Annotated in this window: 14 protein-coding genes and 1 pseudogene; 11 read left to right on the top strand and 4 right to left on the bottom strand. The window is 53.3% G+C overall.

The annotated features are described in order from the left end of the window. Positions 1-103: 103 nt before the first annotated feature. The 7 genes and pseudogenes from NWV12_RS10785 to NWV12_RS10755 all read left to right on the top strand — a co-directional run bounded on the left by NWV12_RS10785 (position 104) and on the right by NWV12_RS10755 (position 4254). Positions 104-387: pseudogene (locus NWV12_RS10785) on the top strand (hypothetical protein). Beyond that, positions 387-890, top strand: a complete 504-nt coding sequence (locus NWV12_RS10780; protein WP_047061850.1) for a YbjP/YqhG family protein — start codon at positions 387-389, stop codon at positions 888-890. Before NWV12_RS10785 ends, NWV12_RS10780 begins: the two are co-directional and overlap by 1 nt. Before the next feature lie 320 nt (positions 891-1210). After that, the gene (locus tag NWV12_RS10775) at positions 1211-2017 is read left to right on the top strand and encodes a MipA/OmpV family protein (RefSeq protein WP_048978812.1); all 807 of its coding nucleotides are present in this window, start codon (positions 1211-1213) and stop codon (positions 2015-2017) included. Positions 2018-2027: 10 nt separating this feature from the next. Continuing rightward, entirely contained in the window at positions 2028-3143 is a 1116-nt protein-coding gene (locus NWV12_RS10770; RefSeq protein WP_048978813.1) for a serine hydrolase, read from the top strand. Beyond that, the gene (locus NWV12_RS10765) at positions 3130-3477 is read left to right on the top strand and encodes a hypothetical protein (protein WP_048978814.1); all 348 of its coding nucleotides are present in this window, start codon (positions 3130-3132) and stop codon (positions 3475-3477) included. The genes NWV12_RS10770 and NWV12_RS10765 overlap by 14 nt, the downstream gene beginning before the upstream one ends. Positions 3478-3502: 25 nt before the next feature. Continuing rightward, the gene (locus NWV12_RS10760) at positions 3503-4036 is read left to right on the top strand and encodes a DUF2975 domain-containing protein (protein ID WP_096149881.1); all 534 of its coding nucleotides are present in this window, start codon (positions 3503-3505) and stop codon (positions 4034-4036) included. A gap of 2 nt (positions 4037-4038) precedes the next feature. Next, positions 4039-4254, top strand: a complete 216-nt coding sequence (locus NWV12_RS10755; RefSeq protein ID WP_024908393.1) for a helix-turn-helix transcriptional regulator — start codon at positions 4039-4041, stop codon at positions 4252-4254. On the opposite strand, the gene NWV12_RS10750 is transcribed toward NWV12_RS10755, so the two are convergent. Next, positions 4209-5168 carry a LysR family transcriptional regulator gene (locus NWV12_RS10750; RefSeq protein WP_048978816.1) on the bottom strand — a complete coding sequence of 320 codons (960 nt, stop codon included), beginning with the start codon at positions 5166-5168 and terminating at the stop codon, positions 4209-4211. The genes NWV12_RS10755 and NWV12_RS10750 overlap by 46 nt on opposite strands. 93 nt (positions 5169-5261) lie before the next feature. Here NWV12_RS10750 and NWV12_RS10745 point away from each other — a divergent pair, with 93 nt between their 5' ends. The 3 genes from NWV12_RS10745 to NWV12_RS10735 all read left to right on the top strand — a co-directional run bounded on the left by NWV12_RS10745 (position 5262) and on the right by NWV12_RS10735 (position 6923). Continuing rightward, positions 5262-5738 (top strand): GNAT family N-acetyltransferase, encoded by a 477-nt coding sequence (locus NWV12_RS10745; RefSeq protein WP_033145486.1) that lies wholly within the window; start codon positions 5262-5264, stop codon positions 5736-5738. 124 nt (positions 5739-5862) lie between these two features. Beyond that, complete coding sequence (locus tag NWV12_RS10740; protein WP_045142955.1) at positions 5863-6531, top strand: epoxyqueuosine reductase QueH; 669 nt, start codon at positions 5863-5865, stop codon at positions 6529-6531. A 119-nt stretch (positions 6532-6650) separates the two neighbouring features. Beyond that, positions 6651-6923 carry a YqjD family protein gene (locus NWV12_RS10735; protein WP_033145484.1) on the top strand — a complete coding sequence of 91 codons (273 nt, stop codon included), beginning with the start codon at positions 6651-6653 and terminating at the stop codon, positions 6921-6923. 28 nt (positions 6924-6951) lie between these two features. Here NWV12_RS10735 and NWV12_RS10730 read toward each other — a convergent pair whose 3' ends face one another. Continuing rightward, positions 6952-8415 carry an EAL domain-containing protein gene (locus NWV12_RS10730; RefSeq protein WP_048978817.1) on the bottom strand — a complete coding sequence of 488 codons (1464 nt, stop codon included), beginning with the start codon at positions 8413-8415 and terminating at the stop codon, positions 6952-6954. A gap of 276 nt (positions 8416-8691) precedes the next feature. Here NWV12_RS10730 and NWV12_RS10725 point away from each other — a divergent pair, with 276 nt between their 5' ends. Next, positions 8692-9576 (top strand): hypothetical protein, encoded by an 885-nt coding sequence (locus NWV12_RS10725; protein WP_032668361.1) that lies wholly within the window; start codon positions 8692-8694, stop codon positions 9574-9576. Between the two features lie 35 nt (positions 9577-9611). Here the strand turns inward: NWV12_RS10725 and NWV12_RS10720 are convergent, their stop codons facing one another. Then, positions 9612-10787, bottom strand: coding sequence for an HlyD family type I secretion periplasmic adaptor subunit (locus NWV12_RS10720; RefSeq protein WP_048978818.1), 1176 nt, complete (start codon positions 10785-10787; stop codon positions 9612-9614). Continuing rightward, positions 10784-12964 carry a type I secretion system permease/ATPase gene (locus NWV12_RS10715; RefSeq protein ID WP_023311647.1) on the bottom strand — a complete coding sequence of 727 codons (2181 nt, stop codon included), beginning with the start codon at positions 12962-12964 and terminating at the stop codon, positions 10784-10786. Before NWV12_RS10715 ends, NWV12_RS10720 begins: the two co-directional genes overlap by 4 nt. Between the last annotated feature and the right edge of the window lie 167 nt (positions 12965-13131).

Raw genomic sequence — 13131 nt, 5'->3', positions numbered from 1 at the left:
AATAACTTACTGAAATATATAATTATTTAATAACATTATTTGCCTAACCAAAATGAAGCTCTCGTTGTTTAGTGGCGTTTTAATATCCAACAGGAGTTAATACATGGCATGGAACAAATACGCTGCGGCCCTGCATGCACGCCAGAGTGCCGGCATTTCATCGCAAAAACGCTGTGGTGAATTTACTCGCAGGGCAATACGAGCAGGTGGCGCGGATATTGGAAATGCACCCAATGCAAAAAACTATGGCAGGGAGAAAATCCGGCAGGTCACATGGCGATTTATGACGGTACAACCTGGTACTCTGATTTCAGACAAAGAGATATGTGGGGTGGTCCGGGATATCGCTCCGCACGCCCTGCTTACAAAATTTACAGGAAAAGCTGATGCGTAACGTTCTTTTGATGTGCCTGTTACTGACAGGATGTGCAACACAGATGGATACGCCGGAAAAACGCACTCATGACTTTTATACGTTTTACCTCACGGCTTTCGTTACAGACAGCAAAGAAGATAATCTCGATTCCCCAAAAATGCGTGAGTATATCGCGCGAGACACGCTCTTCCGACTGCAGAGAATTTTCTCTCTCTATGAGCAGGAAATTATCGGTTCCGACTATTTTACCTATACGCAAGACTATGCCGCGGAGTGGATCCCTGACCTAAGCGTAAGCAACGCGATAAACTCTGCGTCCGGAAAACTTGTTAACGTCGAGCTGGGTGTGGGTCATGAGCAGAAGCTGCAGTTAAACGTGTATCTGCGCAATGAAGACGGTAAGTGGAAAATATATCGCGTCACCGATGCGAGCCATCATTTTGAACAGTATATTTTTGACGACAGGGCGATTGCTGCCGCACAACGATATGCCGCAAGTATAACGTCCCCCTAATCTCTCTTTTCTTGTGTCATGCCAGGACATATGTCCTGGCATTTGTGTTTTCATAATTTACCCGGCATTGACGAGCCCTTGTTCACAACGAATGTCATCAATCATTTATCGTCCTGTCGCGACGGTGTTCCTGCGAACTACACGTTTAATCATAGAGTTACGATATTGTACTTTCCTCCCCGGCCGCATCTCTTTTTATCGTGAGCGCTTGAACAACCCTACCAACTTTAGTGTAAAACAATAAATGTTTATTGTTTTACGATAATCTCCAGGCTAGCCTGCACGCACTTCAACTTACCCTTTGCCAGGAGAGGCATCGAATGAAAAGAAGTCTGCTGTATGGCGTTTCGCTCGCGGGGATCGCGCTTTGCGCCCCCGCACGCAGTGCGGATCTGTCCGGTTACGCGGGACTGGGCGTCGCGGTCAGCCCCGTTTATTCGGGATCGCAGCATTACGCGCCCGGGCCGCTACTTAAAGGCGGCCTGAGTCTGAAGAGTAAAGACTATGGGCAGTGGGATCTCTCTACGGAAGGTCTTGCATGGACATATAGCCCCGACGCCCCGTTTGCCGTGAGCCTGCTGCTGGCCTCTGATGAGGGGCGAAAAGAGACAGTTAACTATCCCTTCTCCGCCCGAAAAAACCGCGACCTGCAGGGAATGGGCGATATGTCCGACATGCTGATGGCTGGCGCGGAGATGCGTTATCACCGCGAGGACTGGACGATATGGCTGCGGGCGTTAAGCGCTACGCAAAAACACCGGTACGGTGGCGAGACGCAGCCGCAGGCGAGGACCGTGAACAGCGGCGTAAAGTCCACCCTCTGGCGCGGGCAGGACGTCGAGTTTTCGGTCGCAGGTGACATCACCTGGGCGAACGGCGGCTATCAGCAGCGCCATTATGGCGTCACCGCGAACCAGTCTCAGCGCACTGGGTTTGAGGCATATTCACCCTCATCGGGTTTGCAGGAAGCTGGGGTCGATAGCGAACTGGTCTGGCACATCAGCGAAAATCTGGCGGCTGGGGTGGCCGGCCGCGCAGCCTGTCTGATTGATGAAGCGGGTCAGAGCCCGCTGGTGAAAAGCCGCATACAGTACACCCTGTCATCCATGATCCAGTACGAGTTCTGAGGCGAAAACCATGAATAAACGGTATGTGTACAGCCGCAGGCGACTCTTAGCCGCAGGGGTGGTTTTTGTGTCGCTGATTGCTGCAGGCATCTACCTGCAGCCGGGCGTCAGCACTCCGTCCCCGCGCCAGACGGGAGATGCAACCATAGTCTCGTTCCTGACGCCATTACTCAGCGGTGCGCGAGGCAGCGTTGCCGTCGCATTCATTACGCCGAAAGGCGTGCAGTACGCTCTGTGGGACAGCGATTTTACGAAACAGTATGAAATCGCCAGCCTGACCAAAACCATGACCAGCAGCCTGCTGATTGAGGCGCAGCGACGCGGCGAAGCGGCGCCACAAACCCGCGTCGGTGAACTTATTCCGGAGATAGCGGGCCTGGCGAGCGATATTACCCTGGCGCAGCTGGCTTCGCACCGCTCCGGCCTGCCGCCGCTGGCGACGTCGTTACCCGAGAAAGTTCAGGTCATTAAAAGCATCATCCTGCGTGACAATATCTGGAACTTCGATGAGGAGACATTAATAGAGATGGTGAATAAAGCCAGCGTCGAACGCCCGGCTGAATTTGACTATTCCAACACCGGCTACGCGCTGCTGGGACTGGCGCTGGCGCGTGCATCGCATCAATCCTTTGCTCATCTCCTGCAAACGCGAATTTTCGCTCAGGCGCATATGACAGACTCCGTCGTCGCCAGCGATACGATGCCCGCCTCTTTCGCATTCAGCCGCGGTCGGTCCGCTTCCGGCCTGAGCGAAGCGCCGTGGGTCATGCACGCGTTTGCCCCTGCCGCAGGCGTGCGCTCAACCATTGTCGACATGGCCCATTACGCGCAGTCGCTGCTGGAAGGAAAGCTCGCATGGAGCGACGCAATGACGCCACAGTTTGCGACTGACGATCCCGATTCACGCGTAGGCTATGGCTGGTTCACCACGCGCATTCAGGGGCGCGATATCACCTGGCATGATGGTGAATCGTCAGGGTTTGCTTCCGCTATTGCCTTCGACCGACAGCGTAAAAGCGCCGTGGTGATCCTTTCCGACACCGCGTGGCCGGTGGTTGTCCCGGCCATACGGCTGCTGTTAGCCCAGCCATATCAGGCAGCAGAGGCGCATCATGAACTGGATTGATATTCTCTGGGCGATACTGACCTTCGTCTCGGCCCTGCTGTTTACGTGCGGAGCCTGGGCCGCGCGGTATAAACTTCGGCTGGTGAACACAATGCTGACCGTCGGAATCATTCTCTATAGCATGGAGATGATGCAGACCATCACCCATCTGAACAGTTCAGGTTACTTTTTCAGAATGCTCACCTGGGTGATTCAGGCCTCTTATCTCGCCATTAGCGTGTATCACGTGTGGCCAAAACCGTGGATGAAACGCGGCGCTAACTGTCTGAACGGTGGCAAGATTGCCATCGCGCTGATGCTTATGTCATGCTTGAGCATGCTGGTCTTAAAATAATATGAAATATTCAGGAAGGTTCGACGTGAATGGTGCGAGGGATAAACTCAGTCTGGTGCTCATCGCAGGGGTGCTGCCGCTATTTCTCATCCTGGTTTTAATCACCCCTTTGTGGATTTATTTCACCGGCGAGTCGTTTTTCATTTCCACTCTGCTAAAGCTCGCTGAGGTTCAGAATGACGATCTGGCGGTTTCGACGGTTTCGCCGCTACGCCAGATACTCCTGCTGGCGATCCTTTATCTCCCGGCGGGGCTGTTTGCCTTCGCTATCTGGCAGGGAATGAGCGTCACGCGACAGGTTCGTCAAAAGCAGATCCTCTCCCGGGCCCTGGCGAACAGCGTTCGCAACATTGCAATCGCAATGCTAAGCCTTGGGATCGCGCTGCCGGTCTGTCGCTTTTTGATCCCTCTCACGATCGCGTGGCCGGGACATTACTACCAGGTCACCCTTTTGCTTGGGGATTTTGTTCTGTTATTAACCGGCGGTTTGCTGCTGGTAACGTTTCACTCCCTGGTCGAAGGGATCAAAGCGGAAGAAGAAAATAAGGAGTTCATCTGATTATGGCTGTCGTGGTTCATCTGGACAAAATGCTGGTAGAAAAGAAAATGACGTCCAGAGCCCTGGCTGCCTTTGTGGGGATCACGGAGCAAAACCTGTCGCTGCTCAAGTCCGGCAAGGTTAAAGGGATACGTTTTGATACGCTGGCGAAAATTTGCGAAGCGCTGCAGTGTCAACCCGGCGACATCCTTTCCTGGGAGCCGGACAGCCCGGAATGAAGCGCCTGTGCCAGCGTTTGCAGCTCCTCCTTAAGCCAGCGGGTCGCCCCCCGCTGGCCGCTGCGTTTATGCGAGTAAATTTTCACTTCAAACGTGCGTATCGAAAACGGTAAAGGAAAAATCCTCAGGTCCGCTGCCGCAGCCAGCTTCTCAGCGGCAAAACGGGGGATTGCCATCAGCAGGTCGCTTTCGGCAACGATAAACGGCGCGCTCAACATCGACGGCGTTTTGATCGCGATTTGTCGTGTATATCCCAGCTGTTCGAGCCGCACGTCCAGAACGCCCTGCTTTTCATTCCATGGCGTCACCACCAGGTGTCGGGCCGCGAGATACTCCTCCAGCGTCAGACGCGTCCGGCGCGCGTTGCTAATAACCACATACTCATCTTCAAACCAGGCGATCTCTTCCAGTTCCGGGAGCCGGATATCATCCTGAGTGCTGAACCCCAGCGCGAGATCCACTTCGCCCGCCAGCAGTTCCGTCAGCGCCGGGCTGTGCGGGAGATAGCGCAATTCGAAACGCAAGCCCGGGGCCGCAAGCTGCAGTTTGTGCATCAGCGCCGGGAAAATGCACAGCGCGGTAAAGTCCGTAATCCCAATTTGTAAGCTTTCGGTACTGCTGGCCGGGTCAAACTCCGGCTGCGGGGTCAGCTCATGATTGAGGAACGACAATGCGGAAGCAATGGAAGGCGCCAGCTGAGAGGCATACACGCTGGGGGACATGCGATGCCCTTCGCGAAAAAAGAGCGGGTCATTAAGGGTGATGCGCAAACGCGACAGCGCATGGCTCAGTGCCGATGTGCTCATCGCCAGCTCGTCAGCGGCCAGCCGAACGGAACGATGGCGGTAAATCGCGTCGAAAACGGGCAGCAGGTTTAAATCAAGACGCCTCAGTACCGGATGCATAATATTCATCTTTTGTTGATTTCATTGCACTTAATTCTTCGGACAATACTCCGTATGCTTAACGCCATCAATCGAAACACAGGCTAAAACACAGGGAAAATAATGAGCATCACCATTCGTCAGGCCCGCCCCGAAGATGCGGCGGCGATATACGCCATGATCTACGAGCTGGCGGTGTATGAAAAAGCGCCGGAAGAAGTGGTTACCACGCCGGAGGAGATCCGCGAAACGCTCTTTGGCGCAGGCACAAAAACCGAAGCGTTGATCGCTGAGTGTGAAGGCAAGACTGCCGGCTATGCCGTGTTCTTCACCAGCTATTCGACCTGGCTCGGACGCAACGGGATTTACATGGAAGACCTGTACGTATCCCCGGAGTATCGCGGTAAAGGCGCGGGAAGAGCGCTGCTGAAACATATCGCGCAGCTCGCGGTAAAACGTCAGTGCGGCCGCCTTGAATGGAGCGTGCTGGACTGGAACCAGCCCGCGATTGATTTTTACCTGAGCATAGGCGCGCTGCCGCAGTCCGAATGGGTTCGCTATCGTCTTGATGGCGACGCGCTGCTGAAATTTGCCGAATAACGACACGTGGTACCCGAGATGATCCCGCCCCGCGGGGTCGCTCTGTCCTGCCTTGATCCCGTCTCAACAGATGATGAATTTATGCTACCCTTCCATAAATTTCATAAACATATTGCAGAACGCCATGACGACAGCCCCTTTTATCCGACCACAACTTTCCCTGCCAGACGGTGCCGACAGGCTGCTGTTGCACTCCTGCTGCGCCCCCTGCTCGGGTGAAGTGATGGAGGCTATCCAGGCTTCGGGGATTGACTACACGATTTTCTTCTACAACCCCAATATCCATCCACAAAAGGAATACCTCATTCGTAAGGAGGAGAATATTCGCTTTGCGGAAAAACACGGCGTGCCGTTTGTTGATGCCGATTACGATACCGATAACTGGTTTGAGCGCGCGAAAGGCATGGAATGGGAACCCGAGCGCGGCGTCCGCTGCACCATGTGCTTCGATATGCGTTTCGAGCGTACGGCGCTCTATGCGGCAGAAAATGGATTCCGCGTCATCAGCAGCTCGCTGGGGATCTCACGCTGGAAAAACATGCAGCAGATAAATGACTGCGGCCAGCGTGCTGCCGCGCGCTATCCGGGTATGGTTTACTGGGACTATAACTGGCGTAAACAGGGCGGCTCCTCTCGCATGATTGAGATCAGCAAGCGGGAGCAGTTTTACCAGCAGGAATACTGCGGGTGCGTTTATTCGCTCAGGGACAGTAACCTGCATCGTAAGTCTCAGGGCCGCCCGCTGATTCGCATAGGGAAACTGTATTACGGTCAGGATGACAATGAAAAATAACGGGCTCCCGGTATAGAGATATATCCGAAAACAGCCCTGACGTGTACCGAATTTAGCCTAACGTCTCCCACATCCACAAAGAGCGGCTATCCTTTAATAATCAACAAAAGGAGGCAAAAATGTCTGATTTCGGTACTGATAAAAACACCCAGTTTGCTGAAGATAAAGCTAAAAATAAATTTGACGAGCTTACAGGTTCAGCGCAGCAGCAGTTTGGTGAATTCGTTGATTCACCAAAGCATCAGGTAAAAGGTGCGGCCAGAAAATATGCCGCGCAGGCCAGCGATGCCGTTTCCGACGTCACTGAAGCTGTCAGAAATAACCCCCTCACCGGCCTCGTCGCAGCGGGTGCGGTCGGTATTGTTCTCGGCCTTCTGCTGGGTCGAAAATAATAAAAGGCCCTTCGGGGCTTTATTTTTCTTAGCTAAACATTCTGACCATGCGGTCTAACTCCTCCTCTTTCACGGCACGCGATAAATAATACCCCTGAAAGTTTTTGACGCCCAGCGCGACTAATTTTTCAAACTTTTCTTCACTATCAACCCCCTCGGCAATACAGTCCGTACCGGTCATGTCGCTATAAATCTGTATCGCTTTAATCAGGTTATAGTCATTGTCGTTTGCCACAAAATGCTCAACGATGTCGCGATCCAGCTTGAGTCCATCAAAATGCACCTGCCGCACCGGGAACATGGTTTGATGGTTAGAGAAGCAGTCATCCAGAAACAATCGACACCCCGTATTACGCAAATGCCGCATGGTTTCTGGGATCCTTTTGTCCTTCGTCACGTCAATATCTTCAGCAAATTCAAAGACCAGCTTCTCGGCCCACTGCGGCTTGAGCAGCATGTCGATAGCTTTCTTTGCCATATCAGGCAATGCATTTCCGGAAGCCAGACGAGGCGGAATATTCACAGAAAAATAGTATTTTCCATTATACTTATTAATCCCTGACACGGCGGCATGGATGACTAACGCCGTTATTTTCAACCATATTTCATGATTTGAAATATCCGTGAGAAAACTGGCCGGCTTGACAATTTTACCGTTTTTATTCCAGCGGATCAGTATCTCAAAGCCTACGCCCTTTTTGTCACGATCGGTAATGATCTGATAAGCGGGGAAGATCTCTTTTTTATATAATGCATTAAAAATTTCTGATTCTTTATCCGTAAAATCCGTATGTTGGCTCCGCCGCTTGATACGTCTTTCCGCGCTGAAATTGTGCGAATCGTGTAACCACCGCTTAATTAAGCGTAATTTCAGCACGCCTTCCTTACGGTGGGTATAAACCGTTTTATTAGAAAGCCCCATTTCGTCGCACATTTCTTTTACGGACATGCCGCGGTAGAAATTTAATAAAACGTCAATTTCTCTTTTTGTTAGCCACTTTACGGTTTCTTGCGAAGAATTATCCTTGTAGCGATCGCGTAATACGTACGAACGATCTTTAAAAACATGATGGTGTGTATGAATACAGGTTATGACATCTGAAACGCGGGCCAGTCGAATCAATGATAATTGATAGCTATTATTTAAAAGCGTGCCCAGGGTGCGATATAGCCAGCCATCCGGCAGGTCGCCATACAGGGTGACGCGTCGAATAACGGGAAGTGCATTGAGTACGGACGCCAGTCTCTTCAGGCTCTCCAGGAGACTGACGATACCTTTTCCGAGAAACACCACAATATGAGCACTCTGATTTATAAGGATATTTTCAAGATCCTGTTGGGATACCTCATCCCCGTCAAAGTGAATATGCGAAGCCTGTATTCCGTACTGGTTAAGGATCAGACGATATCCCTGGAACGTAAAACCGCAGGCGGAGATGACAAATTTATGTTCATCGCACGCCTCATTTCTGAGAGAAATTGTGTGGGTCATAAACTGCTCCTGGGCACTGAGGCACCATTTCCATTTGTGAATACGTAAAATTTAACGCACCTGTTATAAACATTAATTTTACAGTACAGCCTCAGGGTAAGAAACAGTTATCCGCAGAACTCACAGGAACATCTTTGCGTTAATCACCGTCGTTTAAATATACTTTTCTTTGCAAATAACAACGGCAAATATCTTATTCTCAGGGTATAATGAAAATTCCGAAAAAGAAGAGTGGACACTTCATCTATCGGCTCATTCAAATACGAGAAAAATGCTATGGATAATCACATCTCATCCAGGGCCTTGCTACATCGAAGGGATGTTATAAAGAACAATCCGCGATTCGGTGAGGCAATATTAGAGCACTACACAATTAATGACACCATCTACAAAAAACAACCTTTGTTCTACAAGACAATGCTGCAGGAATCACGGTTTAACATTATCCTCTCCATGTGTTGTTTTATTTTTGGAAATCAGGCCGAGTCAGTTTCAGAGATTAAAGAGTTATGCTCTCGCTATAAAATAGCCAGCCCCAACAGCGTGATTGCGATCATTACGATACTGAGAACCACCGGGCGCATCAGGACCTGGCGCTGCACGGATGACCGACGCAAAACGAGAATCGCGCCAACCGAAAAAGGACTCAATGAACTTAAGCGCTATATGTCCGGCGCTTTTTTGCCCGTCAGCATTCTTTATCCGGCATTTAATATTAATGTTAACCTGCTGGATAATGATATTTTGAGAAACAACTTTTTCCGCCGCGCGGCTGAATATCTTTTTCGGGGATTAACGTTCAGAAAGGTGTTGCCTGAGGTGGGGTTATTTATCGATAAAGATGGCGGCCGTATGATTATGCTTTATATCTATCTGCAGGCCATGAAAAATAAATCCGCTCACGGTGCGGTCATTGACTATTCAGCCAGCACGCTCGCAAAGGAATTTTTTGTTTCGCGCATCCACGTCAACCGAATTATCAAATCGGCACAAGAGGCGGGTTATCTTAAAGATCGTGGTGATGGTCGGATGTCGATATACCCGGCGTTTATCGACCTTGTCGAAAATTATGCCGGTTTATATTTTGCGTATGTTACGCATTACATCAACGTTGTGCCTAAAGAGCGACGCCACGCTCACAACGTGACGTCAACCGTATAATCCAGCAGGCGTTCGGAGTTCCGAACGCCATTCCCCTATCGTTCCCGCAGCGCCTCTTTCGCCTTGTTCAGCGGTTTCAACAGATAATCCAGAATGGTTTTGCTGCCGGTTTTAATATCAACGGTGGCAATCATGCCCGGAAAGACCGGAAATTCCTGACCCTGCTTATTGGTCAGATGGTTACTGTCGGTACGGATATAGACGCGATAGTAGTAGACATCCCTTTTCACCTCATCCTGCAGGGTGTCCGGCGAAATCATGGTCACTTCCCCTTCCAGCCCGCCGTAAATGGAGTAGTCATAGGCCGTAATTTTCACCAGCGCTTTCTGGCCGGGATGGATAAACGCCACATCGCGCGGCGAGATTTTCGCTTCGACCACCATCTGATCGTCAAGCGGGACAAGGCTCATCAGCTTGCCGTTCGGCGGAATAACGCCTCCCACGGTCGTGACGTCAATATCCTTCACGATCCCGCGAACCGGGGCATTGAAGGTCAGCCGGGTCAGGGAGTCCTCACGCCCTTTCATCACCGAACGCTGGGCCTCAATCTCCGCATTGGCTTTTGCCAGCTCTTCACGGGCGCGAACGTAATACTGGTTTTTCATCTCGGTGATTTTGTTCTCAAGCTCATTTTTTTGACGCTCAAGACGTAACACCTCAACCTTGCTGGCCGCCCCCTGGGTCACCAGAGGACGAGTTAACGACAGCTCGCGCTGCACCAGCTCGGCGCCCTGACGCAACCCGGCCAGCCCTTTTTCGAGGCTTTCACGACGGGACTGGTAGAGCGCCGTTTCCTGTTTGACCAGCTCAACGTCGTCATCCAGCTCGTCCGGGAACGCGAGCTCCGTGTCGTTCACCTCGGCCTTCAGGCGCGCAGCGGTTGCCAGCGCCGCATTCAGGCGAGACTCGCTCTCCAGCACGCTCGACTCGGTTTTTGTCCGGTCAAGCTGCGCGAGCTGCTGCCCGCGTTCCACGATGTCGCCTTCACGCACCATCAGGCTGTGAATGATGCCGCCTTCCAGGGACTGGATGACCTGCTCATGCGAAGACGGTATGACCTTGCCGCTGCCGGTCGTCACTTCATCCAGATGGAACAGGCTTGCCCAGGCGATAAACACCGCCAGCAGGGCGAACAGGGACCATGCCACCAGCGACGAGCGCGGCAGGCGTGGCTCCTTCAGTCGGCTATTGAAACGAGAGAAATCATTCATGCCGCGCCCTCCTCTGCAACCGCCGCCGGCTTCATGGTCACGGTGCGCTGCGCGGCTTTCTGCGGCGCCATGCCGTGCTGATGCAGGATCGCATCGCGCGGGCCGTCCATCACCACCTTACCGTTTTCCAGCACGATGATGCGGTCGACCAGGTCCAGGATCGGCAGGCGATGCGTCGCCACGACCAGCGTCCGGCGTTTACCCAGCCATTTGTGAAGATGCTGAATAAACTGCTTCTCGCTCATTTCGTCCAGCCAGGCGGTAGGCTCATCCAGCAGCAGGATAGTCGGCGAGGTAATCAGGGCTCGCGCCAGCAGCAGCGCCTGACGCTGTCCGCCGGAGAGGCCAGCCCCGCCCTCGTTGATGATGTAGTTCAGCCCCATTTTCTGCTTGCGCACAAACTCCAGCGCGCCGCTGTTAACCAGCGCCTGATGAATCTCATCGTCGGTGGCTAACGGGTTCCCCATCAGGATGTTGTCCCGCACGGAGCCAAAGAACAGCCGGGCCTGCTGGCTGAGCAGCTGCATGTCGCGACGCACGTCTGCCGGGTCCAGATGATTGAGGGCAATATCGTCGAGCAGGATGCTGCCCTGCTGCGGCTCCTGCATGCCCGCCAGCAGCTGCAGCAGCGTGCTTTTACCGGAGCCGTTGCGCCCGAGCACCGCCACACGCTCTCCGGCGCGGATCTGCAGCTTGCTGATGTTGAGCACGGTGAGTTTTTCTTCCTCGTCGTAATAAAACCCGACGTCCTCAAGCGCATAGTCGCCGCGCAGGTGGGCTTTGTGCACCTTCTTGCCGTGCTGCGGATCGTCAATCGGGCGCTGCATGAGGTCGTCCAGCCCCTTGCGGGCCACCTTTGCCGACTGCCAGCGCGAAAGCACGCCTGAGATCTGCGACAGCGGCGCGATGGTGCGCGACGCCAGAATCGAGGTTCCCACCAGCGCACCGGTAGTCATGTCGCCGCTGATGACCAGGTAACAGCCCACCAGCAGTACAACCGCGTAGACGATGGACTGCACCTCCTGCGTCCAGGTGAGCAGCAGGCCCGTCAGCCAGCGCTGCTTCATGCCGACGCTGGCGGCGACGTCGTTGGTATTATTCCACTGGTTCTGGAAACGCTGCTCGGCGCGCATCAGCTTGATGTCTTCAATGCCCTGCACCGCTTCCACCAGGGTGGCGTTACGGATGGCGGATTCACGCATCCCTTCGCTGGAGAGTTTCCCCAGCGGGCGCTGCACCAGCAGGCCGGGGATGAGCAGCAGCGGCACGGCGAGCAGGACCACCAGCACCAGCGGCCCGCCAATCATCCACAGAATAAAGACGAACAGCAGGAAGAACGGCAGATCGGAAATCGCCGCAATGGTGGTCGAGGTAATGAGCTCGCGCACCGACTCCAGCTCGCGGATCTGGGCGATAAAGGATCCGGTGGATTTGGAGCGTGCGCCGTTTTTAATCCGCAGCGCGTGGGCAAACACGCGTTCAGAGATACGCAGGTCGGCGCGCTTCCCCACCACGTCAGAAATATGCACGCGCAGCATGCGCATGATGAATTCGAACACGATGGCAATCATCACGCCGCCAAACAGGACCCACAGCGTGGCTTCCGACTGCGACGGTACCACCCTGTCGTACACCTGCATGGAGAAGACCATGCCGGAGAGCGCCAGCACGTTGGCAACCAGCGCCACCAGCATAATGTCGCTGTAGCGTCGCCAGTCCTTCAGCGCCAGCTGCCAGAACCAGTTTTTCTCATAGGGTTTGATGTAGTCGTCCACGCGGGCATCCGGCGTGGATTCGAGCGGGCGCAACACCATCAGCCCTTTTAACCGCGCCCCGAGTTCGTCACGCGTCAGCGTCGTCTCCAGCCCCGCGTCGCCGCTAAACTGCAGGCTGACATTGCCTTCGCTGTCCATGCGGTTAATGACCGCGATTTGTCCACCGGTGAATTCCGCCAGCAGCGGCAGGCGCCACGGATCGAGGGATACCGCTTCAGCCGCCACCATACGCATCCCCAGACCAAGCTGGCGCGCCATCTCCTCCAGCACCAGCTGGCGCGGAGACTGGCTTTCATGGTTAATCGTGACCCGAACATGCTCCGCTGAGAAATCCAGCCGGTAGTGCTTCGCGATGATGAGCATGCCCTGCAGCCAGGGTTCGTACTGTGGATGTGTCTTCATAATGCTACGTCCTGTCCAGAGCGGTAATTTCGCACTGAAATGATACCTTTACGGAATGATTAAAAATCGAACACTTTCTAAACGAGCCCGCAAAATAATCATGTGAAATATAGGGTTATGGCTATTCATGTAAAGAAACGCAAAAGGCCGCGGGGATCGCTCCCCGC

The organism is Enterobacter sp. Crenshaw (genome assembly GCF_024734705.1).
Lineage (GTDB): Bacteria > Pseudomonadota > Gammaproteobacteria > Enterobacterales > Enterobacteriaceae > Enterobacter > Enterobacter asburiae_B.
Note: the sequence above shows the minus strand (reverse complement) of the source record. Positions and strands in the feature narration are given on the sequence as shown.